This is a genomic window from Chitinimonas sp. BJB300 (assembly GCF_002735695.1).
Taxonomy (GTDB): Bacteria; Pseudomonadota; Gammaproteobacteria; order Burkholderiales; family Chitinimonadaceae; genus Chitinimonas.
Genome location: NZ_PDZH01000007.1, coordinates 1 through 24,249 on the forward strand (window position 1 = coordinate 1; position 24,249 = coordinate 24,249).

A 24,249-nucleotide genomic window follows, 5' to 3' on the forward strand; every position below is an offset into this window, starting at 1 on the left:
CGTCCGGTTTCGGTATCTGAACCCGGCGCACCGGCAGTGGCCGATAGCTCCCGTTCAGCAACTGATCCCGTACCTGCGGCCATGCCATTTGCAGCATGCCCTTGGTGGCTTCTATGTCCAGACCATCTACACCAGCGCTACCGCCGTTCGCTTTGACGCGCTTCCACGCTTGTATCAGGTTCTCCCGCGCCAGGGCCCGTTCCAGCAGCCCCGGCCCTGAGCCGTCTTGCCCTTGCTGCGCCAGTCGTGCTTCATCACGCACTGCTTTAGGCTTGGCTTCACCTCGCCCGCCAGCAGTTCGCCCAGATCGCCCCGGCTTCTGATGCCTTGCACCACCAAGCAGCATGGAAACAGACTCTCCTTCTCGTTCAGCCCTTCGCTCCAGACTGGCAGCTACTATGGCTTCTGCTGACTTCTCGCTCCGGCTAAAAAAAAACCGTCGCCCTTTCAGGCATAAGGCGAGATCTCCCCAGGTAAGAACGCACTCCTTCACCGCACAACCGCCGGATTTACGCCGCCTTGCCTTGATCACGAGAGCTTCGCGGAGTCATGCCCGCTCGCCCTGCTCGGCAGCGCCTTCTATCCGGTTCTTGTCCATCGGCTCGCGGTTTACGATCCACGCTTCCTTCCCACGCTCGGTCGCCCTCACGCAGTTGCGCTTCACTTCGTTCGCTGTGATCAACTTACGGCGGGACTTCCACCCGCAGGAGTGCGCCCATGCTGGGCGCACATGAATAACGCCCCGGAGCGGGGCCTTAGATAGCGCAGCATCGCTTACGCGAGGCTGATCACTAAACTTATATTGCTAGTTTTTCTTTCCTTGCCGCTTGGAGGCTATTAAATCCAGCAAAACTACTTACTCACCGACTTTAGTCCCATCCAGACGCAAACAATTACCCGCTTACAAAAGTTCTGGCGATGCGGTAAGCCAAGCGGGTCGCCTCATCGATGAGTCGATGGATATGAGGGGGAAACTGAGGTAGCGAGAAGTACAATGCGGCAAGACCCATTCCTAGGGTCAGCGGGAAACCTACTGCGAATACATTGAACTGCGGTGCTGCTCGGGACATGATGCCAATCGACAAATTGGTAATCAGCAACGCGCCTAGAACTGGCATGGAAAGCAGAACACCCAAGAAGAATATCTGTGCACCGGCATCCACCAGCAGCTTAAGCGCTGCGGCCTTCAAGGGCTCTGGCGATACGGGCAGGAGTACAAAACTACGAACAACGGTTTCGAGAACTAGCAAGTGTCCATTCATCGCAAGAAAGAGTAAAAGCGTCAACAGGCTGGCGAACTGCGCAACGACGACAGTGTTCGTTCCATGCTGCGGATCATAAAAACTTGCGAAGCCCAATCCCATTTGTAAGCCTGCCAAGTGGCCTGCCATTTCCACAGAAGCGAACACCAGGCGCATGGTGAAACCTATTGCCATGCCAATCACAACCTGCTGCACAAGGATAAGTATGCCGAGGGGAGAGATGGGGGAAATAGTCGGCATCTGCGGTAAAACCGGCGCAACCAGCAAAGTTAGCATCACTGCCAGAATGATCCGTACCCGATTCGGGATAGCACGACTGGCATAGAACGGGTCGGTAGCGAAAATGCCCAGGATACGAAAGAGCGGCCACAGCAACAGGCCCAGCCATGCTTGTATCTGAGCGTCGCTAACAGTGAACATGGCAGACCATCTGCTTTAACCAATCATGCTGGGTATCGATTGGTATAACCGCACGGTGTAATCCATCAGGATAGAGAGCATCCAGGGCCCTGCCAGGACTGCAACCAAAAAAGTAATCAACAGCTTCGGAATGAATGACAACGTGGCTTCATTGATCTGCGTCGCGGCCTGGAAAACACTAATGAGCAACCCAACAATCAAACCAGCCAAGAGCATTGGTCCTCCAACCAGAATCAAGACCTCAAAAGCTCTTTGAATAATCGTAATGACCATTTCTGGTGACATGCTCGCTCTCCTATACGTAGAAGCTTTGCACCAAGGAACCTATTAGTAATGTCCAACCATCAACCAGTACAAAAAGGATGATCTTGAAGGGCAGGGAAATGGTCACCGGGCTGACCATCATCATGCCCATGGCCATCAGTACGCTAGCCACCACCATGTCGATAATCAAGAATGGAATCATGACCAGAAAGGCAATTTGGAATGCCGTCTTTAGCTCACTCGTAACAAAGGCTGGCACCAAAACCTTCAGGCTGACATCTTCGGGACCTGCTGGACGTGCGCTCTGGGATATTTCAATAAAGAACGCCAAATCCTTCTGCCGGGTTTGCTTGAGCATGAATTGCTTCAAAGGCTGCGCGCCACGTTCAATCGCTTGATTAAAATTGATCTTATCTAGGCTATAAGGCAGGTACGCATCAGCCCAAATTTTGTCCAGCACCGGCGACATGACAAACATCGTCAAAAATAGTGATAGCCCGACAATGACCTGATTGGGTGGGGCCTGCATCGTGCCCAAAGCTTGTCGCATCAGGGACAGCACGATAACGATCCGGGTAAACGCCGTCATCATCAAGAGTATTGCGGGCAAAAAAGTCAGGCTCGTCAGGAACAACAACGTCTGAAGCGTTAGAGAATAACTCTGTCCACCACCACTCGGCTGACTGGTAAGCAATGGCAAACCGGGATCCGCCGCCCATACAGGTAGCGCCAATAACACCGCCGCCATCAGTACGGAACGACGGCTCATGGACGCTCCGGCGGCGTAACAGGGTCACCTTCAGCTTTTCCTTTGGCTCCCTTGCGTGCCTTCAACACCACGGCCAAACGCTCTGCAAAAGAATTGGGTATAGCCCCCCCTACTTCCATATCGGTTGGTTTAGGTAACGAATGCAGCATAGATACCTGCGCCGAAGTCACCCCAAGCACCAGCCAGGTATCCGCCAATTCAACAATAACTACTCGCTCCTTGGCACCAACCATAACGCCGCTAACAACACGCAGCTGGCTTACCCCCCCAAGCTGGCCGGGTGTAAAGCGCCGGGCCAGCCAAGCTGTCCCAAAAATAGCGGCAAGCACCACAGCCAATGCCAGAAAGACCTGGGCAAAACTGATGAAAGCAGGCCCGGCAGCTGAAGTTGATTGAGCGGATTGCGGTACGGATTCAGTGGCGAAACTATAAACAGAAGTCGACAGGGATAAGACGAGGGTAAGAAAGGGTAACGTTCGCATCGAGGCGGATCGGCTCCGGATTATTGTTTGAACAGCCTATTTATGCAGGCGGCGGATACGTTCTGCAGGGGTGATGATGTCGGTAAGACGGATACCAAATTTATCGTTCACAACCACCACTTCACCCTGGGCGATCAAGGTACCGTTTACCAATACATCCATCGGCTCCCCGGCCAAGCCATCCAGCTCGACCACTGAACCTTGCGCCAACTGCAGCAAACTACGAATCGCGATCTTGGTACGCCCGAGTTCCACGGTCATCGTCACCGGGATATCGAGAATCATGTCGATACCGGATGGGCCTGAAGGTTTGTCCGACTGGTTTTCGAAGCGGCGGAAAATATCCGCTGGCGCAACGTTCTGCATGCTTGTTGGCGCTGCTGCGGCAGTTTGCTCTGTCTCCGTCGCTGCTGCTGCTGCGGCGGCAGCCTCATCGGCGGTCTGTTGCTCCGCTAAAGCGGCAGCCCAGTCATCCAGACCTTGTTCTTCTTCATTGCTCATCGTTCAATCCCTTCACCGGCTCTTCATCGAGTTTCTGGCTATCCGGCGTCGATATGATCTTATCCACCTTGAGGGCATACTGACCATTCAGTGTGCCGTAGTAACCTTGGATCAAAGGTACCCCATCCACCTCGGCGACAATGGTTTCAGGGATGTTGATCCCGATAACGTCCCCTGCTTTTAAGTCCAGGATATCCCGAAGCGTAATCTGAGCAGTACCCAGGTTGGCGATCAGATCGACATCCGAATTCTGGATTTCGCTTGAAAGTAATTTCACCCAACGATTATCAGACTCCATTCGGTCGGCCTGCATTGAGCTATAGAGCAAGTCGCGCAAGGGCTCGATCATCGAATAAGGGAAGCAGACATGGAAGTCACCCCCACCGGTACCCAGCTCGATCTTGAAAGTGAAGGCCACCACTACCTCGGTCGGTGTGGCGATATTGGCAAATTGGGTATTCATTTCTGAACGAACGTAGCTGAACTCCGTCTTGAACACCGGCTCCCAGGATTTGCGGTATTCCTCCATGACCACTTCGAGCAGGCGCTGGATAATGCGCTGCTCGGTCGGTGTGAAATCACGCCCTTCCACGCGCACGTGATAACGGCCGTCGGAGCCAAACATATTGTCCACGACCAGGAAAACTAGGTCCGGATCAAAGATAAACAGACCCGTACCCCGCAGCGGCTTCATGTGGATGAGGTTCAGGTTGGTAGGCACCACCAGATTGCGAATGAACTCGCTGTACTTCTGCACCCGCACCGGGCCAACTGAAATTTCGGCAGAACGCCGCATGAAATTGAATATACCAATGCGCAGATTACGGGCGAAACGCTCGTTGATGACCTCCAGGGTCGGCATACGACCACGAACGATACGTTCCTGGCGACCAATGTCGTAGGAGCGGATGCTGGAGGATTCCATTCCCTCATCAGCATCGTCATCCTCACCAGTGACCCCGCGCAGGAGAGCATCGACCTCTTCCTGGGACAGTATATCGTCGGACATGATTTGCGCCTCGCCCTGCCTGTGTAGCGCTAATAACTACTGAACGATAAAGGATTTGAACTCGACGCTCATTACGCCGTCCTCATCTTCCTTGGCATCCAGCACTTTATTGATGGTCTGTTTCAACTCAGCCATCAATGCAACCTTGCCTTCCAACGTCGAAACCTCTTCGGGCTTTTTGGAACTGAGCAACAAATTAACCTGGCTGCTGATACGCGGCAGATAACTCTTGACCACTTCCTTTTGCGCCTCTTCAGCAACCTGAACGTGAATCTCGGTCTGCAATACCGTACCGCCTTGCAGATTCACGGTATAGGTGTCCAGCTTGTCGAAGATCGGCGCGCCGCCATGTTCTTTCTTATCTTTCTTTTCCTTCTTCTTTTTCTCTTTCTCTTCTTTCTTGTCGCCATCCGAATGTGATTCAGATGCGCCTTGTTCACCAAAATTCTGATTGGCCGAGATCGTCATGAATAGCCAGGCAGCAAAGCCGCCACCAACCAGGATCACCACCACCAGCAACCCAATGACAATATATAGAACCAGGTTTTTCTTCGCCTTGGGTGCACTAGCGCTTGCCTCCGCTGCCGGCGCGGGTTTCTTGGCCTCTGCCATAAGAAGATGTCCTTTAAAAAGAAAGCGATGTAGGTATAAGTAGGATAGGCAAATGCACCACGTTTACCTAGCCGCGTTATAAATCAAACCCACTGCACACCCAAACAACGGTGCGGGTTTCACATCCCTCTTAGAACCTGTTTACAATCTTGCTGCACAGCCGTGACACGGGCTCATGTGCTGCTCGAAAGAACCCGCATGGGGACGCCGAACTGCTACGGTGCTTTGCACCAAGCAGTTCGCAGCCTCATGTACCCACGTACATTCCGGCTTCTGCGCTGCGCCTTACCCTGCTGACGCCTGCTCGTGAACAGGTTCATAGCTTTCACTTCCTTCAGACAAACAGGTTCACATTCCCTGGCAAGCCCGTCACTACCCTTGATCGCCACACAGGTGGACTTACCGCCTCCTTCACCTGAGGCTGTGCATTCCCACGCGAGAACTGGGTAGCCTGCTGGTCAGATGGCGTATTGCCCTGATCGCTGCGTGTCTGTACGTTTACCTGGCCCAACTGTATACCGTTTTCTGCCAGCATCTCTTGCAAGCGGGGCATAGAGTTTTGTAACGCGTCCCGCACTGGGGTCTGCGCAACAACAAACGTCAAACTGGCTTGATCCTGGTTCAAGGTGAGCTTGACCTCCATCGGGCCAAGGTGTGGCGGATTCAGCTGCATTTCCACTTCCTGCTGCTGGTTGCTGACCATCATTACCACTTTGTGTCCGACCGCTCTGTCCCAACCTGTGCTGCCTATGGGCTGATTCACCGCATACATGGCTTTACTATGGTCGCCAGGCTGACTACGGCTGGTATCCACACGCACCATGCTCTGGCTGACCTGCCGAGCCCCGGCTTCGCCCACTTGGGTATTCCGTTCGAGCAACTGTGAGAATTGATTATTGATCGTCGGCAAGTCTTCTTTACCTGCCTCAGTCGGCAGTGCCTGCCGGTCAACGGCAAGTTTCGCCGTCAGATCCGTCGCGCTCGCCGCTTTGTCTTGCTTGTCGTCAAGCAACGCCTTTGCCAAACCTGCACACTTTACCGAAGCGTCATCGCCAGCCTCAGCCTTGGCTTGTTCTGTATCCAAGCCACGGTCAACGTATTCCTGTAGTTGCGCCAATAAGACAGCCGTCCCGGCTACGGCCACCTGCATCTGGGCTTGCTCGGCGGCGATCGCATCGTCATCGCCGGTGGCAGACTCATTCTCATCCAGGCTCGCCGTCTGATCGGCATCCTTGGTATCAGCCGCATCGGTGGCCGCCGCTTGTTCAGGGTCCTTCACGCCCTCTGTCTGCGTAGAGGGCTGACTTCCCTCGCAGGACCGCTTGGTCTGCTCCGGTTTGGTTTGCTCAGGCTTACGGCTCTGAATTTGCTGGTTCAGGGAATGGCTGAATAAGGCGTGATCCCCATCCGCAGCATAGGCACCGGGCTTTACGGGGGGGGCGGAGAAAGTAGCAACCAGATTATTACTGCTCGAGGCGACAGCCATGACAATCATCCTTGAGAAATCGATGTGGTCTGTGGTGCCGGTAAAATTCGCCGGGCTCAGACGACATTCAGCAAGGAAGGTGCCAGCGAAGATGCATACGGGAACTGACCCGACAACCGAACCAAGAATCTGTCAAACGTCTGCTGTGCATGGGCAATATGGCGTTGAAAACATCCTCAGAATGCGCATTTACCCTATATAAACGTCGCTTCCTCGGCTGTTTCCGCCTTATCTTGCCTTAGCTCGCGAAACTTTAGATAGGTTCTAATAGAGGCAAAGAATGGCTATTGCTGGCTACCACGGCGATGGATATTGCTAGCCGATTCATCTGACAGGTTCTGCTCACGCTTCCCCTCGCGCCGGCCTTCGCGCGCGTTATGCCTTTCGTGCAGCGTTTCAAAGGCTTTCACTTCCTTTTCGCGCTCGAGCCAGGCTTGCTTGGCGGCCTCAACCTGAGCGTCGCTCCGTTGCAGCTCCATCACTTGTTGCTCAACTGCCGTATCAAGCTTGGCCAGAAATAGCTGGAAGTCATTCCATTGATGGACACGCATACCGCGGGTAGCGGTGTCGGTAAGCCGCAGTCGGTATTCTTCTCGATACTGTTCCACCTGGTTAAGGCGTTCCTGCATCTGCTGTTGCCGACTCAGCGCCACGCTAATAAGACGTGCCGCTTCCTCTCGCTTTTCGATCGCAAGCGCCAAAAGGAAAGCAAACTGAAAGGGTTTGGCCATGTGTCAGCGCCAGCTAGGTAGATGAGGTTTGTATTCCGGAATCAAGCGGAAAAGAGTCCGGCCAAATGCATTCTAGCCCCCTCATACGACTCTCGCTCAAAGATACCCTGCTGCAAAAAAGCTTCCATCGCGGGCATGCGGGCAATAGCCTCATCCAGCAATGGGTCTGACCCTCGGACATAAGCGCCGACGTTGATCAGATCGCGGCTGCGCTGATAGCGTGAATAGAGTTGCTTGAATCGCCTGACCTGATCATATTCATACGGTTCGATGATGTCAGTCATCACCCGACTGATCGACTGTTCGATATCAATGGCGGGGTAGTGTCCTGCATCGGATAGCTGGCGGCTAAGCACGATATGCCCATCAAGAATGGCGCGGGCATTGTCAGCAATCGGATCCTGCTGATCATCACCCTCTGACAGCACCGTGTAGAAAGCCGTAATGGAGCCACCACCTTCTCGACCATTTCCCGCACGCTCGACCAATGCCGGCAGCTTGGCAAAGACTGACGGTGGGTAACCTTTGGTGGCAGGCGGTTCGCCAATCGCCAACGCGATTTCCCGCTGCGCCATGGCATAACGGCTCAGCGAATCCATGATCAGCAATACATCCCGGCCCTGATCGCGGTAATACTCTGCGATCGCCGTGGCATAAGCTGCACCGTGAAGTCGCAGCAACGGCGGCGTATCGGCTGGCGCTGCCACGACCACGGAGCGGCTGAGGCCTTCTTCACCGAGGATATTCTCGATGAAATCTTTCACTTCGCGGCCACGTTCCCCAATCAACCCCACCACCACCACATCTGCCGTGGTGTAACGGGCCATCATCCCCAGCAAAACGCTCTTACCGACGCCGGAACCGGCAAACAACCCTAAACGCTGTCCCCGCCCAACGGTCAACAATGCATTGATGGCGCGGACTCCGACATCAAGTACGTTACTGACGGGAACACGGTCCAGTGGATTAAATGGCCGCGAGAATAACGGTACGTAACTTTCGGCCTGCAAAGTACCCAACCGATCCAAGGGGCGGCCCAGACCATCCAACACCCGTCCCAATAAAAGGGGCCCTACGGCCACTTGTCGGCCATGGTCCTCGATGCGGCGCTGTTGAGACAGCGAGCCCCGCAGGTAAGGTACGCGATTAACCACATCTTCATACGCCACCACCGATGCACCAGGCTCCAGGCCGTATACCTCAGCTACGGGCATCAAAAACAACCGGTCTCCATTGAAGCCCACCACTTCCGCTTCAACACTGTGACCATTCGGTAAGACAATCTGGCAAGACGCACCCACCGGCAGCTTGATCCCGACTGCCTCCATCACTAAACCCGCTACACGGGTCAGGCGGCCATGCGGTAACCACGGCTGCACGCTTTCTACTGTATTCAAACAGGATTCAGCGTATTCCTGCCAGCGCATCAAGGTGTCGGACGGTCCCTCAAGGGCGGCCATATCAACTTTCGGGCTCGTTGTCCGCCAAACTGACATCGCTACGCCCAAGCGCTTCAACAATACGCTGCCAGCGGGTGGTAATTGTCAAATCCAGATCAACATTGGCGCTGCTCATCAGACAACCTCCCCGCTCAATTTCCGGATTGGGCTCCAAACGCCATTGGCCGGACAACGCTTCCGTTGCCTGCATTGCCTTTACCAGCGCGAGATCATCCGGGTGCAGTTCCAGCTTCAAATTGCCTTGCAGGTCAGGCAGACTATTCAGCGCCTCACGGATTACAAGCAGTATCCGGTCAGGCTCTACCTGTACGGCTGTCCGCAACACTTGTCTTGCCACCGCGAGGGCGATATCGAGGATAGGCTTGGCCATTTTCTCCTCATAACTCGCCACGGCTATCTCCACCCCACTCAATAGCGCCTGAAACTGGACTACATCGCTTTCCGCTGCACTACGCCCATGGGTTTGCCCCGTCTCCATGCCTTCCTGATAACCATTTTCCCGACCTATGGCATCACCGGCAGCACGTCCCTGTTCAAGGCCTTCGGCATGACCAGCCTGATAACCTTCCGCACGTGCCGCTGCGCGTAACGCCGCCAGCTCGTCCTCTTCAGACAGGGTTTCGACTGGACTATCCGACGGATTATCAACTTCCGCCAATGTGGCTTCGGCTTCCACCGCCGCCTCTGGATGCAGCTCATCTAAGTTTGGCTCTTCGAATAAATGACGATCCGGCCGCTGTACTGAAAAGCCACTGAATTGGTCGAACGACCAAGGTGAAAAACCTTGTTCGGGGATATCTTCACTCCGAATGATCTTTTTATTGCCCCAGGCTTTCATGGCAGGCTCATCATTTATTCGACAAAGCCTTCACCACCGCCCTTGGCGATAGCGATCTGGCCCTCATCGGCCAGCCGGCGCACCACTTTGAGAATTTCACGCTGCTCGGCTTCCACATCCGATACCTTGACTGCCCCCTTGGCTTCGAAATCATCACGTAACATCTCGGCAGCACGTTGCGACATATTCTTGAATATCTTGTTACGCAGCAGCTCGCTGGTGCCTTTCATCGCGATAATGAGGGAGTCGGACGAAACCTCGCGCAGCAACATCTGGATACCACGGTCATCAATGTCGATGACGTTTTCGAAGGTGAACATCTTGTCCTGGATGCGCTGCGCAAGTTCTGGGTCGTATTCGCGTATCGCATTGAGCGCCGAAGCTTCGACCACGCCACCCATGAAGTTGAGAATCTCCGCCGCCATCCCCTCGCCACCCATCGCTGATTTCTTGACCCGATCGGCACCTGAAAGCAACTGCGTCAGCACATCATTCAGCTCACGCAAAGCGGTTGGCTGCACACCTTCCAGCGTAGCAATCCGCAGCAATACGTCATTACGCAGACGTTCGACAAACTGGTTGAGAATTTCCGAGACTTGGTCAGGCTCCAAATGAACCAATATGGTCGCAATAATCTGTGGGTGTTCGTTTTTAATGAGTTCAGCCACAGCGACCGAATCCATCCATTTCAGCGCCTCGATACCCGTGTTGTCGCCACCCTGCAGAATCCGGTCCAGCAGGTTGGCAGCTTTGTCCGACCCCAATGCCTTGGTCAAAACCGAACGGATATACTCATCCGCCGCACCAAAGTTAGCACGATTCTGCGTTGACGCCATGAACTCTGCGACAACTTCTTCCACCTGTTCGCGTGTGACGTTATCCATGCTGGCCATCGCCAAGCCAATCTTCTGCACCTCTTTCGGGCCTAGGTATTTGAATACCTCCACCGCCGCTTCTTCGCCAAGGCTCAATAAGAGAATGGCGCTACGGCGAATGGCTTCATCATTATTGGCCATGCAGGCTCCTAGCGACCACGGGCGGCCGGCCCGGCTTGTTTAACCCAACTGCGCAACACATTAGCTGCCCCTGCGGGATTCTCCCGAACCACCTTACGCGCCGCTTCTAACAATGCGGCAAGCTGGTCGGGCTGAGATGAAGGTAAATGGGGGTGCACGGCTAGATATCCGGGCGTTTACTGGGCTTTCTGGTCTGCGGGGTCGGCTGTCAGCCATTCACGGATCACCGTGGCAACCATACGCGGATCTTCCTTCGCCATTTCCTTGGCACGTTGGATCATTTCACTGAATGCAGCAAGATGAGCGCCGGCTTCGGCTTCCGCCACCACTTCCGCCTCAACTTCGGACTGCGCCAACTCTTCGGCCGTCAGCGCAACCCCACCATCCTGCCCCGCCAATGCAGCGCGCTGTTCACGATTCGGCCGGATCACATCACGCAGAATCGGGCGCACAACGCCAAACAAGAGATAGACCAACACCAACGCAATCAACATCACCTTGATCAGGTCAGTCGTATGCGCAATCAGGTATTCGGTCAGCTTCTCAAAGAAGGATTTGCCTGCAATATCCAATAGTCGATCCGCAAACGCGGCATTAACTACTTTTACCGAGTCGCCGCGATCCTTGTTATAACCCACCGCCTCTTGTACCAGATTGGTGATCTGATTGATTTCAGGCTGCGTCAACGGTACCGACTTGATTCCGCCATCTTTCTGTGGCACCCGCTTGAAATTCACCACAACAGCCGCGTTGATGCGTTTCAGGATGCCAACCTGTTGTTTGACATGCTCAATCTTCTTATCCACCTCGTAATTGCGCGTCAATTCTTTGCGCGAACTACCGCCACCGGCATCGGCCCCTGCAGCAGCCCCCGGTGGATTTGGCAAGGTAATGGGCGCACTGGCAGCTCCGGGTGGCTGATTTGACAATGCACCGGGTACGCCGGAAGCCTGCGAGGAAGCGCCGGCGCTGTTTTCGGCGCTTTGCTCACTACGGATAGCGGAAGCATTGGGGGGAGAATTGGGTTTGAATTGCTCGGAGGCTTGCTCAACTTCCGAAAAATCCATCTGGACCGTCACCTCTGCCTTGACGTTGTCCGCGCCAACAATCGGCTCAAGAATCTTCTGGATACGCTTGGAAAGCAGTTCTTCCTGTTGCTGCACCAAAATCATCTGGCGCTGATTCAGCGAACCATTACCACCATCGAGGAAGTCCGGCATATTCGATAGGAGATTGCCATTCTGGTCGACGATCGTCACATTCTTGATAGGCAAGTCGGGCACGCTGCTGGAGACCAAATGGACAATACCAGCGGCCTGCGAGCCATCCAGCATCCGCCCCGGATGCAATGTCAGCAACACCGAGGCGGTCGGCTTTTGCTGTTCCCGCAAGTAAACGGTCTGCTTGGGTATGGCCAGATGCACGCGCGCAGACGCGACGGCAGACAGCGATTCGATCGAGCGCGCAAGCTCCCCTTCGACAGCACGCTGATAATTAACCTGTTCCCCAAATTGGCTGATGCCGAACTTCTGGTTGTCCAACAGTTCGAAACCAACCATGCCCCCCTTGGGTAGCCCTTGGGAAGCCAATTGCAAACGAACGTTATGCACCACATCGCCAGGGACCGATATCACGCCGCCGGCGTCGAGCTTATAAGGGATGTTCTGCTGCTGAAGCGACTGGATGATCTGGCCGCCATCCTTGTCAGACACATTGGTAAATAGAATCTTATAACCGGGCTCGCGCGCCCACATCACACCAATGACAGCAGCCGCCAGAACGGCGGCCGCGATAACGATAGTCAGAAGTTTGCGCGGGTTGGGGAGTTGATTGAAGCTCTGGATGAGATTGGGGCGCTCACCCTGTGATGCTTCTCGATTTTCAACGGCAAGGACCGCGTCATCCATATATCAGGCGATATCACACCTGCATGTTCATAACTTCCTGGTATGCAGAAACCAGCTTGTTACGAACTTGCACCATAGTCTGAAAAGACAGGCTCGCCTTCTGCAACGAGACCATCACATCTTGGAGGTCGGCATTCGGGTCGCCCGTTTCGAACGCCTGCTGCTTCACTTGTGAATCAAGCTGCATCTGGTTGACCTGATCCAGTGATGATTTCAGCACTGACGCGAAGTCAGCCCCTTCCGGCAAGGCGTCTGCTGCAGACGAGTTATGGCCTGCCGCCTTGGCGGACATGGCTTTCAACTCTCCCAGAAGATTATCTATCCCTTGCGCACTCATGATGCACCTCGAAACTACGTAAAATTTTATGTGGCTCGCTTAGACAATAGCAAGCAATTGGCACGCCATCATCTTTATTCCTCTTGCCAGCCCTCTTCGCGGTACTGTTGAAGCTTATAACGCAACGTCCGCTCGCTCATACCCAACTGCTCGGAAGCCAGCTTTCGCACCCCACCCACCGCTTTAAGCGTATCAAGTATATGTTGGCGCTCCAGTGACTTGATATCTGTAATCGCCGGGGCTGCCGACGTAGGAGCGGCTGGGGAAAATGCGGGACGAGCGGCAAAATTTGCCGGCATCCTAAAAGATGCCCCTGATGCGGCAATTTCTGCCGTCAATAGCGGCAATTTCTGCCGGGATGTTGCCGGTAGAAACAAATGCTCCGGTTCAATCTCATCTCCCGGTGCCAGAATCAGCGCCCGCTGCATGACATTCTCAAGTTCTCGGATATTCCCTTCCCAGCAATGAGCGGTTAACGCCGCAGCAGCGGCAGGATTAATCGTCGGCACCCTACGTTTACTCGAAGCAGCATGCCGAGACAGCATGGTACGTGCCAAGGGTACGATATCGTCTGGCCGGGCACGCAACCCTGGCAACATCAATGGAAACACATTCAGCCGGTAGTACAAATCCTCCCTGAACCGCCCTGCGTCCACTTCATTGGGCATATCCCGGTTGGAAGTGGACAACACACGGATATCAATCGGGATAGGATGTTTTCCCCCAACCCGCTCGACTTCGCGCTCCTGCAGCACACGCAATAGCTTAGCTTGCAATTCCAACGGCATTTCCGAGATCTCATCCAACAACAACGTGCCACCGTCTGCTTGTTCAAACTTACCGATGTGCAGGTTCGCCGCCCCTGTGAACGCCCCTTTTTCATGGCCAAACAAGGTTGACTCCAGCAACTGCTCGGGAATCGCCGCGCAGTTAATCGCCACAAACGGGCCATGGGCACGAAATGAATGACGGTGTATATAGCGAGCCAGCACCTCTTTACCCGTGCCGCTCTCACCGGTAATCATCACCGCCGCTTCAGACTGTGCTACACGTTGCGCCATATCTAACAAACGCAACATGCCGGGGTCTTCTGCAATAACCGCCTCATCCTCCACCGCGGGCAGCATGTACTTGGCTACAGTCGCCAGCAAATCATCCGGCTCAAAAGGTTTAGGCAGATAGTGCGCAGCTCCTGCATGTAAAGCAGCTACGGCTTTTTCAATCACGCCATAAGCCGTCATCAGCACCACAGGAATATGGGGGTAGTCGCTCTTTACCCTGTGCAACAACGTTTCGCCATCCATGGGCTGCATCTGTACATCCGATAGCACCAAGCCGATCTTGTGGTCAGCGAGCACAAGCAAGCCGGCCTCCCCATCCTCTGCCGTCAATACTTGGTAGCCAGCCAAGCCCAGGGTATCGACCAGCGCTTCGCGTAGGTCATTATCATCTTCGACGATCAGAATCGGCAATGCAGGCATGGGCTATCTGTTCTTATTTGATTATCTATCATCGTAGAAACAGCTCGCTGTTGATGCTACGCGCCTTTACCCACCTATGGCTAAGCCTCACGCAGAAAAGCCAATATTCGTGTGGATATCGCCTCTATCGGCAAGACTTCGTCCACGCCGCCAAGGGCAATCGCCTCTTTTGGCATGCCAAATACAACACATGTGGCCTCATCCTGGGCAAATGTACGCGCTCCCGCCTGCTTCATTTCCAGCATCCCCGTCGCACCATCACGCCCCATACCCGTCAGAATCGCACCCACGGCATATCGGCCCGCGCTATTGGCTGCCGAGCGGAACAAAACATCCACCGAAGGACGGTGTCGGTTGACCGGGGGTGCTTGAGACAAGACACAAATATAACGTCCGTTGGACACCCCTAACAGCAAATGTGAATGCCCCGGGGCGACATAGACGTGCCCCTGCAAAACCGGCTCGTTGTGTTCGGCTTGTTTCACTTTCATACGACAAAGGCTATCGAGCCGAGCGGCAAAAGGGGCGGTGAACATCTCCGGCATATGTTGCGCAATCAACACAGGCGGTGCGTATTCCGGCAAGGGAACCAGAAAATGCTTCAGAGCCTCCGTACCACCGGTTGAGGCTCCCACAATAATCAATGTCTCAGCAGGGCCGCGTAACGGATTCACCGCAAGCGGCAACACCGCATCAGCTGTCAAACTCGGTGGGATCTCAAAGGGCTCTGATGGCTTCTTAAAGTGTCGGACAGGGCGTGGCTCATGGTGGCTCATCAAACCGCCCCGACAGGTAATAAGCCTCAACCTTATGGCTTTCCTCATCAAACCGCAGCGACACACAGAGTGCGCGTACCGTGGCAATACCCAACCCGTTGCGCCTGTCCTGCCACGCTCCCCTGCTGGCATCAAATCCTTCACCGCTGTTGGTAATGCAAATCTGCAACACACTGCGATCACCCACGTCATAACCTGCCAACGCGATATCAATACGGCCACATAGCAATTGGCTCAAGCGCTGTGCCCGCTCCGCCAGATACCTTGCCACACTGTCAGCATCATCTTGCGGCTCGGACGGCAAACCCAACAGGTCCCTATCCAGCGCATCAAGAAAAAGCTCGTGGATGACCATAAATATGTCGGCATGCGCAGGACGCAGAGTAGGAATCTGGGCAACAAAGTCCAACAGATACTGCACGGTATGAAGATGGCGCAATTCATCTGCGCTGAGCGACAAAACATAGCGCCACTTGGCTTCCGCCAAATCAGGCAACTGATGCAGACCTTTGAATTCCGGTTGAAGCGGTGTCGCCGCGGGGTCCAGATCAATCATGGCCAGGGAGACATCGTCATGGCGCCGCATACCTGCCAGAAAAGCTTCCTGGGCCGTCACTGTCCGCGCCAGCGCCTGCGCCGGCAATGGGGTAGCACATGCCTCGATCAACCGCGCTACACCAAAAACCTCACCGGCGGCATTGCGCGCTTCCAGCAAGCCATCGGAGCTCAGAACCAGGTTACAACGCTGATGGTAGACATAGTGTTCGGTTTTCAGGCTTAGCTGAGCAAGCGGCAAGACACCGAGTGGCAAATGCTTGGATGGCCAAGACTTCAGCAACTCGCCCTGCCCACCGAAGAGATGAAGGTCTGGGATACCACCATTCCAGATCTCGATACGGCGCTTGGTAAAATCCACCGCCACAAAGGCCAACGCAACAAAGCGTCCAGCCGATAAGACTTGGCAAACTTTTCGGTGCATTTCCAGCAGAATATCGGCCAACGCGAAACCCCGCTCAGTCATGGCATAGAAAGGCTGAGTCAGGGGCAATACGTTCAACGCAGCCGTCAAGCCATGGCCTATACCATCAGCCAATATCAAATGCAAAACCCGCCCTGGGGTGCGGGCAGCGGCAACCAGATCGCCAGAAAGGCTTTCTGCCGGATCAATCCAACTATGCAATTGGGGATCGGACAAACGCTCACGGCTTACCAGCTGCTCCATCAAGTGCCTGGCAACCCGCTTTTCATCTTCGGCATGGTCAAAATATTCAGCCAGCTTGCTGGCTTGCTCATGTACCTTGCGATTAAGCTCCAGCGTCCTGCCTATCGCCTTAATCTTTGCTTCCAGAATCCGAAAGTTGACCGGTTTGATCAGATAATCATCTGCACCAAGCTCCATCGCATCAGCCAACCGGTCCACTTCCTCAACCGCCGTGATCAAGACGACGGGCACCCAGCGCGAACCGGCGACTGCTTTGATCCGTCGTCCTGCTTCCGGCCCATCAAGGCGGGGCATCAACACGTCCATCAGGACCATGTCGGGCTGAGCTTTGGTAAAGTTCTCAACGGCTTCCAAACCATCGCAGGCCAGTATCAGCTCATGCCCTAATGACTCGACCAGGCGCCCCACCATCAGGCGCACTACTTCAGCATCGTCGGCGAGCAGGACTTTCATGAGGGGCCTGGGGCCACATCAGCGGATGGTAAATATCTTGCCGAAACAGGCGATTTCCAAGACTTGCCTTACGGTCTCGCGGCAATTTACCAAAGCCAAGCTCTTTCCCGATGCCGAGGCTTTCTCTTTGAGCAACAGCAACATGCCCAACGCCGAGCTATCCAGGTAGTCGACCTGCTGAAAATCAACCAGTAACTCGCGTACCGAATCAGCCGCCAGCACTTCATCGGATGCCTGGCGAAAGTCGCGGTGGGCGCTGAAATCAAATTGCCCGGAGAGCACGAGACGGCCCGTTTGGCCGGAGATTTCGACGATAGCAGTCATAGATTTATCAAGCTTCCGTAACGGAGATTATTGGTAAGAACCAGTTCGCTGCCTTACTGTGCGTCGCTTACTTGGGGTATAGGTCCAACTCAAAATCCTCTGCACCCATGTACATTCCGATTACTGCGCCTCCCCTTTGAACCCGTTCAATATCTTACTGGGCAGCCGTGATCAGGTTCTTAATAACCACTCACTGCAAACGACCGAACAGATTCCTAAGAAGTTGCCTTACCAAGATAGGGAGCTATTCCTTGGCTGGCAACAGAATCGTGAATTTGGCACCCTCCCCGGGCATCGAGTGGACATCAATGTCGCCACCATAGGCGGTGATCAGATTACGAACAATAGCAAGTCCCAGACCCGTGCCTTCCTTACGCGTGGTAAAAAACGGCTCGAAAAGACGCTCCCGTACGTTCTCCGGCATGCCACAGCCACTGTCGCTAATCACCATCTGCCAGCTGTCGCCCTCACGCTCCAATGACAACGCGATTTGATCGCCTGCACCCGTAGCCTGCAGCGCATTTTCCAACAAATTGACCAATGCACTGGTGAGTTCCTTACGATTGGCCTCAATCCACACCTCCGTATCGGGCAACGTCAACAGCCAGGTACGGACGTTGCCGGTATCCTGAGGCTGTACGATCTGCAAGGCCTCCTCCATCACCCCCCGTAATTCCACCGGCTCTAACAGCGCTTGTTGTCCGCGAACAAACTGCAGCATATTCTGGATCAGAATCTCCAGGTGCCGCAGACGCGCCAATGATTTCTGGCCGAATTTCACGCGCTCCACTTCACCTAACTGCGGCTTGGCCAAACTGGCGGTATAGAGCAAGGCGGTAGCAAGTGGCGTGCGCAACTGGTGCGCAAGGCCCGCCGCCATTTCCCCCATTGCAGCCAGACGCTTGTGCTGCTCCAACTGACGACGCAAGCGCCAGCTCTCGCTCAAATCATGGATCAACAAAATACGCTCGCCGCTTGTAAGTTGGCTGGTCACGATACTCAAGCGTTTTTCCTGGCCGCTATCCGTCGTAAACAGCCAATCACTGTCCACGGCTGTCGATACCAGGCCGGATTGAATAGCATCACGCCAATCCTCACCAATCAATTGCCGGCCGAGGATTTTCTCCGCAGCAGGGTTCATCGTAATGACCTGTTCGTCGGTATCCAACTCAACAACGCCCCCCGGCAGCGCCGCAAGCAATGCTTCAAGCCGGCCTGACAACGCCACTTTCTCCTCGAATTGCTGACGCAATGCACCGTTGGCCACCGCCAACTCATCCGTCAGCGAACTGACCTTCTGTTCGAGTTCATGATAAGACTCGACCAATTGGCGCGAGGCCTCTGTGAACAGGGAAAACGCCTGTTCAAGCTCGGCCCGGTCGATCTTATCTTCTGGTTTAACTGATTCACTAGGCGGCGCAGCCAATCTGGACTTCCTTGTTGATGCGTATCTTTTGGATTATAAAAGTTCGGAGCCAAAGTGCTGCAACGTACGTCTGGCTTGCATTCCAACAGAGCGGCACCCATAACAAAAGCACGGCATGTTGTAACTAGTGAAAGCATGACTGTCTGCCAGTATCAGCACCGGGCAGAGCATTCGAAATAATTGACATCCGGATACCCCTTCCAAAGCGAAGCCTATCCAGATGATAGGCACCATAACACCCTTGCGGAGTCGAAACTGTGTCCGACTTGCTCAAAAAAATCGATGCTCGCACCAAGCTTGCCGGTACCAACAAGCTCGAAATACTCCTGTTTACTCTGGGTCTGGATGAACGCTCCAACCGGCGCGAAAACTTTGGCATCAATGTGTTCAAGGTGCGCGAAGTCATGCGTACCCCAGAGATCACCCAGGCACCGGAAATGCCGGACGCCGTTGAGGGCATGGTCAGCCTGCGTGGAAATCTGATTCCCGTGATAGATCTCGCGAAATATGTTGGCGTACAGACCAGCAGCAAGCCAGAAATCATGATTGTGTCGGAGTACAACGTTCATACACAGGGCTTCCTAGTCGAGGCCGTTGATACGATTCTGCGGCTGGATTGGTCGCAGATGCGCGTTCCGCCGGAGATTCTCAACAACAACATGCGCGGGCTCGTGACAGCCGTAACCGAATTGGAATCCGGCAAGCTGGTCATGATGCTGGACGTTGAAAAAGTATTGGCGGAAACCAACAAGGTCGACGATTCCGCCGAATTCCGTGGCATCCATCCCCAAAGTGACGTGGTGGGCAAAACCGTCTTTTACGCCGATGACTCGGCTGTTGCCCGCAAGCAAATCCAGCGCACCTTGGAAGCGCTCGAACTCAATTACGTCGAATGCATCAACGGCAAGCGCGCCTGGGATGAGCTACAGCGTATTGCTGTGACAGCTGAAGCTGCCGGCAAACCGATCAGAGACTATGTGCATATGATCCTGACCGACGTAGAAATGCCGGAAATGGACGGCTACATGCTGACCAAGACAGTCAAAAGCGACCCTCGCTTCGCCGGTATTCCCATTCTGATGCATTCCTCGCTATCGGGCATGTCGAACCAGAAACTCGGCCAATCGGTGGGGGTAGATGGCTACGTGGCCAAGTTTGAAGCACACAAGCTCACAGAAGCCGTTGTGAACATGCTGCGCAATTCGTTGCCACCGACAAAGTAAGCCAGTCAAAGCGCACAAGGGAATTTTCAATGTCTTCAGCAAACTCCACTCTGCTCGATAGCGTCGATGCTCGCACCAAACTTGCGGGCTCGAACAAGATGGAAATTCTCTTGTTTTCGCTCGGCACGCGAGAAACCTTCGGTATCAACGTGTTCAAGGTGCGTGAAGTATCGCAGACACCCAAGATCACCAAGACACCCAATATGCCTGTCGGCGTCGAAGGTGTGATTTCACTGCGGGGCAATATCATCCCGGTCATTTCCCTGGCGAAGTTCATCAACCCCAACGATGTCAATCCGCAAGCGGAAGACACGATGATCGTCACCGAGTTTTCCAAGCACACTCAGGGATTTCTGGTGCACTCGGTAGACCGCATCATCCGGGTTGACTGGAACAAGGTGCGTGCGCCCGAAAGCATGCTGGCCGGAAATCAGGCGCTCATCACCGCCATCACCGAACTCGACGACGGCAAACTGATTTCCATTCTGGACGTAGAACAAATCCTCGCCACTGTCATCGGCGAAACCTTCGTACCCGATATCCCCTCCGTTTCTATCGATCAAGAAAAATTCATGTTCTTCGTCGATGACTCGATGGTTGCGCGCAAGGAAATCATCAGCGTATTGGACAAGATCAGCGTCAAGTACCACCAAGCCAACAATGGTGCGGAAGCCTGGGACAAACTACAAAACATTGCCAGTCGTCACCAACATGACGGCGAACCACTCAGTCAGTCCTTGAAACTGATTCTGGTCGATGCGGAAATGCCGGAAATGGACGGCTATGTTCTGACCAAGCATATCAAGTCCGACCCGCGCTTCAGGGGTATCCCTGTCGTCATGCACTCTTCGTTGTCATCGAATGCCAACCGAGCCATGGGCAGCAGCGTCGGCGTAGATGCCTACGTTGCCAAGTTCGATCCTTTCGTGTTGGCGGAAACGATTACCCCCTACCTGCAAAGCTGATTCAGACGAACCGCGGTTAACCGCGAACCCGGTTGCCTAACGGGATTCATGGAGCAAGACATGTCGGACAAAAATATACGGTTCCTGGTGGTCGATGACTTCTCCACGATGCGTCGCATCGTGCGTAACCTGCTCAAAGAGCTGGGTTATAGCAACGTCGAGGAGGCGGAAGATGGACAAGTTGCACTACACAAGCTCAAGTCCACCAGTTTTGATTTCGTTGTATCGGATTGGAACATGCCGAATATGACTGGAATCGAGTTGCTGAAAGCAGTACGTGGTGATGCAACGCTCAAGCACTTGCCCTTCCTGATGATTACTGCAGAAGCCAAGAAGGAAAACATCATCGAGGCCGCCCAGGCAGGTGCCAGCGGCTACATCGTGAAGCCCTTCACGGCCGCGACGCTGGACGAGAAGCTAGCCAAAATCTTCCAGACGATTAATAAGTAAGACAGGAGTGCAACGTGAGCGATAAAGCTATCAATAGCGGCGACTCCGACGAACTACAAGATTTGTTCGACAGCATCGTCAGTGCCTCCAGCAGCGCCCCCCCCAGTGCGCCAGAACCGGCACCCAGTGCAGCAAGCGAGAGCCCAGCAGCTGCCGCGCCGCCTGCCGCCCCACTGGATATGCAGACAGACCCTGCGCGTTCTATGTTTGCCAGCATTGGACAACTGACACGCAAGGTGCACGATGCGCTGCATGACATGGGGTACGACAAGTCATTGGAAAAAGCCGCTGCAGCCATTCCCGATGCCCGTGACCGGCTCTCCTACATCGCGACTCTGACCGAGCAAGCAGCGAACCGTACGCTGAATGCTGTGGACCTGGCGCAGCCCATGCAGAACCAGATCGAGTCCGAGTCAAAGTCGCTGGCCGAACAGTGGGACAAATTGTTTGCCAATCAGCTTTCTGTCGAGGAATTCAAGCAGCTTGCCAGCAAGACACGTGAACACCTCAGACAAAGTAGTGACCAGGCGCGCGCCACGAACGAGCAGCTACTTGAAATCATGATGGCGCAGGATTTCCAGGATCTGACCGGCCAGGTGATCAAAAAGGTTGTCGAGATGGCCAAAGAGATGGAGAGCGGTCTGCTAGAGTTCCTAGTGCAGTTCTCACCCACGGGTGCTATCAAACCCTTGGTTGCACCAGAGGAAGAAGGCGGCTTGGAGAATGGCCCGGTTTACAATGCAGAAGGCCGTTCCGACGTTGTAACCAACCAAGAGCAGGTAGACGACCTGCTTGCCAGTCTTGGTTTCTGAATCCGGTCAGTAAGGCCAGAAGGACGACGCTATGAGCGACTTTGCCGGCATGGAAGAGCTGCTCCAGGATTTCTTGACCGAATCCTCGGAGTTGCTTTCTGACGTGGATAACAAGCTGGTCGAGCTGGAGAAGCGACCAGAGGACAAGCATTTACTGAATGACATCTTTCGGGGCTTTCACACCATCAAGGGTGGTGCGGGGTTTCTGAATGTCGATGCGCTGATCAATCTTTGCCACCGTACAGAAAACCTGTTCGACAAGCTGCGGGTTGGCGAACTGAAGCTGACGCCCGAGCTGATGGATGTGATCTTGGCCGCTACGGGTGTCGTCCGTGAAATGTTTGGTTCCATGTCCCAAGGACGGCAACCGGCACAGGCCGACTCAAGTTTACTGGCACAATTGGATGCTGCGCTCGAAGGCAAAGCGGTGGCCGCAGTCGCTGCTCCAGCTCCAGCTCCAGCTCCAGCTCCAACCCCAGCACCAGCCGCAGCAGCGCCAGCCCCGGTCAGTGCTGGCAAGCCGGGTGAACCTGATTGGGCATCAATGCACCAAGCCGTAACAGGACAGGCGCCGGCAGCATCGGCTGCGCCGAGCCCGGCACCAGCACCTGTTGCCGCAGCGCCCGCCGTCGTCGCACCAAAACCAACAGCAGTCGTTCCCGGCCAAACGGCATCCAAAGAACCCAGCCTTCGCCCTGCCGCTGCGCAGCAGACGGCTAAGGCCCCAGGGCCCAGCCAGCAGTTGGCCACGCAAGAAACCACCATCCGGATTGATACCAACCGGCTTGATCAGGTACTCAACCTCTCCGGTGAAATCGGCCTGACCAAGAACCGCCTGACAACACTTCGTACCGACATACTGAACGGCAAAACCGACAGCACCACGCTAAAAGCGCTGGATGAAGCCATTGGCCAGCTCGATCTCTTGGTGGGCGACCTGCAAAATGCGGTGATGAAGACCCGCATGCAGCCCATCGGGCGCTTGTTCCAGAAGTACCCACGGTTGGCACGCGACTTGGCGCGTCAGTTAGGTAAAGACGTCGAGTTGGTGATCACCGGCGAAGAAACCGAACTCGACAAAACCATGCTGGAAGACCTGAACGACCCATTGGTGCACTTAGTGCGCAATGCGGTTGACCACGGCGTGGAGACCATCGAAGAACGTATCGCCGTCGGCAAGCCCAGCAAGAGTATTGTGCAACTGACCGCCACCCAGGTCGGCGATCATATCCTGATTGAAATTGTCGATGATGGTAAAGGGATGCGGCCCGATGTACTGCGCCGTAAAGCCGTGGAAAAAGGCCTGATTGACCTTGAAGCAGCCAACAGCATGGATGACAAACAGGCGCTCCAGCTTGTCTTCCTTCCCGGCTTCTCGACCAAGGATCAGATTTCCAGTGTCTCCGGCCGCGGCGTCGGCATGGATGTGGTGAAGACCAATATCGTTGGGCTTAACGGCCGCATCGACATTCAGTCAACGGTTGGCGAAGGATCTCGCTTTTCCATCTCCCTGCCGCTGACACTGGCCATCCTGCCTGTACTGGTGGTGCGTGTCTGCAACCAACCGTTCGCCGTACCACTCGCCATGGTGAGGGAAATTATCCCCATCCGATCCGAACAGATTCAGGAAGTGTCGGGCCGGGCCACCATTGTGGTGCGGGACGAGATTTTGTCGGTTCGCTCTCTCGCGCGCCTTATCGGTTGGGAAGCCACCCAAACGCCTCAGTTTGGCGTGCTGATGCAGGCTGCCGAGCACTCCTTCATTCTGGCGATCGATAGCTTCATCGGCCGCGATGATGTCGTGATTAAGCCTTTACAGAATATCCGGCCACGCGGTATTGCCGGTGCAACCCTTTCCGGCGACGGCTCGGTAGTGCTCGTACTGGATATGGAAAGCATGATTGAAGATACGCAGCATTCGGATAATTCCGCCATCAAGACAACGCAATTTCTTGAGATGTTGACCAATAAGGGCTAAGTCATAAATTACCAATCCAACTGGCGGCCAACATAAACTGAAGTC

25 protein-coding genes are annotated in these 24,249 nt (G+C 54.5%); 5 read left to right on the top strand and 20 right to left on the bottom strand.

The features are described 5' to 3' along the window. The 20 genes from CSQ89_RS02030 to CSQ89_RS02130 form a co-directional block, all read right to left on the bottom strand. Positions 1-346, bottom strand: a 346-nt coding sequence (locus tag CSQ89_RS02030) for a hypothetical protein (protein WP_441302613.1), incomplete at its 3' end; no start/stop codon positions are given. Positions 347-893: 547 nt separating this feature from the next. Further along, the gene (gene fliR / locus CSQ89_RS02040) at positions 894-1,682 is read right to left on the bottom strand and encodes a flagellar biosynthetic protein FliR (protein WP_099404529.1); all 789 of its coding nucleotides are present in this window, start codon (positions 1,680-1,682) and stop codon (positions 894-896) included. A 15-nt stretch (positions 1,683-1,697) separates the two neighbouring features. Beyond that, positions 1,698-1,967: a flagellar biosynthesis protein FliQ gene (gene fliQ, locus CSQ89_RS02045; RefSeq protein ID WP_099404530.1), complete on the bottom strand. Its 270-nt coding sequence runs from the start codon at positions 1,965-1,967 to the stop codon at positions 1,698-1,700. A gap of 10 nt (positions 1,968-1,977) precedes the next feature. After that, on the bottom strand, positions 1,978-2,715 hold the full coding sequence (gene fliP / locus CSQ89_RS02050; RefSeq protein ID WP_099404531.1) for a flagellar type III secretion system pore protein FliP: 738 nt from the start codon (positions 2,713-2,715) through the stop codon (positions 1,978-1,980). Further along, complete coding sequence (fliO, locus tag CSQ89_RS02055) at positions 2,712-3,197, bottom strand: flagellar biosynthetic protein FliO (RefSeq protein ID WP_099404532.1); 486 nt, start codon at positions 3,195-3,197, stop codon at positions 2,712-2,714. Before fliO ends, fliP begins: the two co-directional genes overlap by 4 nt. A 36-nt stretch (positions 3,198-3,233) precedes the next feature. Then, positions 3,234-3,698, bottom strand: coding sequence for a flagellar motor switch protein FliN (gene fliN, locus CSQ89_RS02060; protein ID WP_099404533.1), 465 nt, complete (start codon positions 3,696-3,698; stop codon positions 3,234-3,236). Beyond that, entirely contained in the window at positions 3,688-4,707 is a 1,020-nt protein-coding gene (gene fliM, locus CSQ89_RS02065; protein WP_099404534.1) for a flagellar motor switch protein FliM, read from the bottom strand. Before fliM ends, fliN begins: the two co-directional genes overlap by 11 nt. A 36-nt stretch (positions 4,708-4,743) precedes the next feature. Continuing rightward, positions 4,744-5,319, bottom strand: a complete 576-nt coding sequence (locus CSQ89_RS02070) for a flagellar basal body-associated FliL family protein (protein WP_099404535.1) — start codon at positions 5,317-5,319, stop codon at positions 4,744-4,746. A gap of 334 nt (positions 5,320-5,653) precedes the next feature. Further along, positions 5,654-6,805: a flagellar hook-length control protein FliK gene (locus tag CSQ89_RS02075; protein ID WP_158228868.1), complete on the bottom strand. Its 1,152-nt coding sequence runs from the start codon at positions 6,803-6,805 to the stop codon at positions 5,654-5,656. Between the two features lie 284 nt (positions 6,806-7,089). Next, positions 7,090-7,536: a flagellar export protein FliJ gene (gene fliJ, locus CSQ89_RS02080; RefSeq protein WP_099404537.1), complete on the bottom strand. Its 447-nt coding sequence runs from the start codon at positions 7,534-7,536 to the stop codon at positions 7,090-7,092. A gap of 41 nt (positions 7,537-7,577) precedes the next feature. After that, on the bottom strand, positions 7,578-8,996 hold the full coding sequence (gene fliI, locus CSQ89_RS02085) for a flagellar protein export ATPase FliI (RefSeq protein ID WP_099404538.1): 1,419 nt from the start codon (positions 8,994-8,996) through the stop codon (positions 7,578-7,580). A gap of 1 nt (position 8,997) precedes the next feature. Next, the gene (locus CSQ89_RS02090; RefSeq protein WP_099404539.1) at positions 8,998-9,834 is read right to left on the bottom strand and encodes a flagellar assembly protein FliH; all 837 of its coding nucleotides are present in this window, start codon (positions 9,832-9,834) and stop codon (positions 8,998-9,000) included. A gap of 14 nt (positions 9,835-9,848) precedes the next feature. Next, positions 9,849-10,850, bottom strand: coding sequence for a flagellar motor switch protein FliG (fliG, locus tag CSQ89_RS02095; RefSeq protein WP_099404540.1), 1,002 nt, complete (start codon positions 10,848-10,850; stop codon positions 9,849-9,851). Positions 10,851-11,026: 176 nt separating this feature from the next. Next, complete coding sequence (gene fliF, locus CSQ89_RS02100) at positions 11,027-12,757, bottom strand: flagellar basal-body MS-ring/collar protein FliF (RefSeq protein WP_099404541.1); 1,731 nt, start codon at positions 12,755-12,757, stop codon at positions 11,027-11,029. A 13-nt stretch (positions 12,758-12,770) separates the two neighbouring features. Beyond that, positions 12,771-13,094, bottom strand: a complete 324-nt coding sequence (gene fliE, locus CSQ89_RS02105) for a flagellar hook-basal body complex protein FliE (RefSeq protein WP_099404542.1) — start codon at positions 13,092-13,094, stop codon at positions 12,771-12,773. Positions 13,095-13,168: 74 nt separating this feature from the next. Then, positions 13,169-14,575, bottom strand: a complete 1,407-nt coding sequence (locus CSQ89_RS02110; RefSeq protein WP_099404543.1) for a sigma-54-dependent transcriptional regulator — start codon at positions 14,573-14,575, stop codon at positions 13,169-13,171. An 80-nt stretch (positions 14,576-14,655) separates the two neighbouring features. After that, on the bottom strand, positions 14,656-15,351 hold the full coding sequence (locus tag CSQ89_RS02115; RefSeq protein WP_186293413.1) for a chemotaxis protein CheB: 696 nt from the start codon (positions 15,349-15,351) through the stop codon (positions 14,656-14,658). Then, positions 15,338-17,026, bottom strand: a complete 1,689-nt coding sequence (locus CSQ89_RS02120) for a PP2C family protein-serine/threonine phosphatase (RefSeq protein WP_099404545.1) — start codon at positions 17,024-17,026, stop codon at positions 15,338-15,340. Before CSQ89_RS02120 ends, CSQ89_RS02115 begins: the two co-directional genes overlap by 14 nt. 18 nt (positions 17,027-17,044) lie before the next feature. Then, positions 17,045-17,350 carry an STAS domain-containing protein gene (locus CSQ89_RS02125; protein WP_099404546.1) on the bottom strand — a complete coding sequence of 102 codons (306 nt, stop codon included), beginning with the start codon at positions 17,348-17,350 and terminating at the stop codon, positions 17,045-17,047. 244 nt (positions 17,351-17,594) lie between these two features. Then, complete coding sequence (locus tag CSQ89_RS02130) at positions 17,595-18,776, bottom strand: sensor histidine kinase (RefSeq protein WP_099404547.1); 1,182 nt, start codon at positions 18,774-18,776, stop codon at positions 17,595-17,597. A 257-nt stretch (positions 18,777-19,033) separates the two neighbouring features. On the opposite strand from CSQ89_RS02130, the gene CSQ89_RS02135 reads away from it, so the two are divergent. The 5 genes from CSQ89_RS02135 to CSQ89_RS02155 are packed head-to-tail and all read left to right on the top strand — an operon-like array spanning position 19,034 to position 24,204. Beyond that, a complete protein-coding gene (locus tag CSQ89_RS02135) occupies positions 19,034-19,999 on the top strand; it encodes a chemotaxis protein (RefSeq protein WP_099404548.1) in 966 nt (321 codons plus the stop codon). Between the two features lie 29 nt (positions 20,000-20,028). Then, on the top strand, positions 20,029-20,964 hold the full coding sequence (locus CSQ89_RS02140) for a chemotaxis protein (RefSeq protein ID WP_099404549.1): 936 nt from the start codon (positions 20,029-20,031) through the stop codon (positions 20,962-20,964). A gap of 60 nt (positions 20,965-21,024) precedes the next feature. Next, positions 21,025-21,414 (top strand): chemotaxis response regulator CheY, encoded by a 390-nt coding sequence (cheY, locus tag CSQ89_RS02145; protein ID WP_099404550.1) that lies wholly within the window; start codon positions 21,025-21,027, stop codon positions 21,412-21,414. A 14-nt stretch (positions 21,415-21,428) separates the two neighbouring features. Continuing rightward, complete coding sequence (cheZ, locus tag CSQ89_RS02150; protein WP_099404551.1) at positions 21,429-22,226, top strand: protein phosphatase CheZ; 798 nt, start codon at positions 21,429-21,431, stop codon at positions 22,224-22,226. 31 nt (positions 22,227-22,257) lie between these two features. Further along, positions 22,258-24,204, top strand: a complete 1,947-nt coding sequence (locus tag CSQ89_RS02155; protein WP_099404552.1) for a chemotaxis protein CheA — start codon at positions 22,258-22,260, stop codon at positions 24,202-24,204. The last annotated feature ends 45 nt before the right edge of the window (positions 24,205-24,249 follow it).

What these genes read in the sequence shown, in the direction of transcription:
- fliR (WP_099404529.1), bottom strand. Translation starts at nt 1,682, where the DNA reads ATGTTCACTGTTAGCGACGCTCAGATACAAGCATGGCTGGGCCTGTTG.
- fliQ (WP_099404530.1), bottom strand. Translation starts at nt 1,967, where the DNA reads ATGTCACCAGAAATGGTCATTACGATTATTCAAAGAGCTTTTGAGGTC.
- fliP (WP_099404531.1), bottom strand. Translation starts at nt 2,715, where the DNA reads ATGAGCCGTCGTTCCGTACTGATGGCGGCGGTGTTATTGGCGCTACCT.
- fliO (WP_099404532.1), bottom strand. Translation starts at nt 3,197, where the DNA reads ATGCGAACGTTACCCTTTCTTACCCTCGTCTTATCCCTGTCGACTTCT.
- fliN (WP_099404533.1), bottom strand. Translation starts at nt 3,698, where the DNA reads ATGAGCAATGAAGAAGAACAAGGTCTGGATGACTGGGCTGCCGCTTTA.
- fliM (WP_099404534.1), bottom strand. Translation starts at nt 4,707, where the DNA reads ATGTCCGACGATATACTGTCCCAGGAAGAGGTCGATGCTCTCCTGCGC.
- CSQ89_RS02070 (WP_099404535.1), bottom strand. Translation starts at nt 5,319, where the DNA reads ATGGCAGAGGCCAAGAAACCCGCGCCGGCAGCGGAGGCAAGCGCTAGT.
- CSQ89_RS02075 (WP_158228868.1), bottom strand. Translation starts at nt 6,805, where the DNA reads ATGGCTGTCGCCTCGAGCAGTAATAATCTGGTTGCTACTTTCTCCGCC.
- fliJ (WP_099404537.1), bottom strand. Translation starts at nt 7,536, where the DNA reads ATGGCCAAACCCTTTCAGTTTGCTTTCCTTTTGGCGCTTGCGATCGAA.
- fliI (WP_099404538.1), bottom strand. Translation starts at nt 8,996, where the DNA reads ATGGCCGCCCTTGAGGGACCGTCCGACACCTTGATGCGCTGGCAGGAA.
- CSQ89_RS02090 (WP_099404539.1), bottom strand. Translation starts at nt 9,834, where the DNA reads ATGAAAGCCTGGGGCAATAAAAAGATCATTCGGAGTGAAGATATCCCC.
- fliG (WP_099404540.1), bottom strand. Translation starts at nt 10,850, where the DNA reads ATGGCCAATAATGATGAAGCCATTCGCCGTAGCGCCATTCTCTTATTG.
- fliF (WP_099404541.1), bottom strand. Translation starts at nt 12,757, where the DNA reads ATGGATGACGCGGTCCTTGCCGTTGAAAATCGAGAAGCATCACAGGGT.
- fliE (WP_099404542.1), bottom strand. Translation starts at nt 13,094, where the DNA reads ATGAGTGCGCAAGGGATAGATAATCTTCTGGGAGAGTTGAAAGCCATG.
- CSQ89_RS02110 (WP_099404543.1), bottom strand. Translation starts at nt 14,575, where the DNA reads ATGCCTGCATTGCCGATTCTGATCGTCGAAGATGATAATGACCTACGC.
- CSQ89_RS02115 (WP_186293413.1), bottom strand. Translation starts at nt 15,351, where the DNA reads ATGAGCCACCATGAGCCACGCCCTGTCCGACACTTTAAGAAGCCATCA.
- CSQ89_RS02120 (WP_099404545.1), bottom strand. Translation starts at nt 17,026, where the DNA reads ATGAAAGTCCTGCTCGCCGACGATGCTGAAGTAGTGCGCCTGATGGTG.
- CSQ89_RS02125 (WP_099404546.1), bottom strand. Translation starts at nt 17,350, where the DNA reads ATGACTGCTATCGTCGAAATCTCCGGCCAAACGGGCCGTCTCGTGCTC.
- CSQ89_RS02140 (WP_099404549.1), top strand. Translation starts at nt 20,029, where the DNA reads ATGTCTTCAGCAAACTCCACTCTGCTCGATAGCGTCGATGCTCGCACC.
- cheY (WP_099404550.1), top strand. Translation starts at nt 21,025, where the DNA reads ATGTCGGACAAAAATATACGGTTCCTGGTGGTCGATGACTTCTCCACG.
- CSQ89_RS02155 (WP_099404552.1), top strand. Translation starts at nt 22,258, where the DNA reads ATGAGCGACTTTGCCGGCATGGAAGAGCTGCTCCAGGATTTCTTGACC.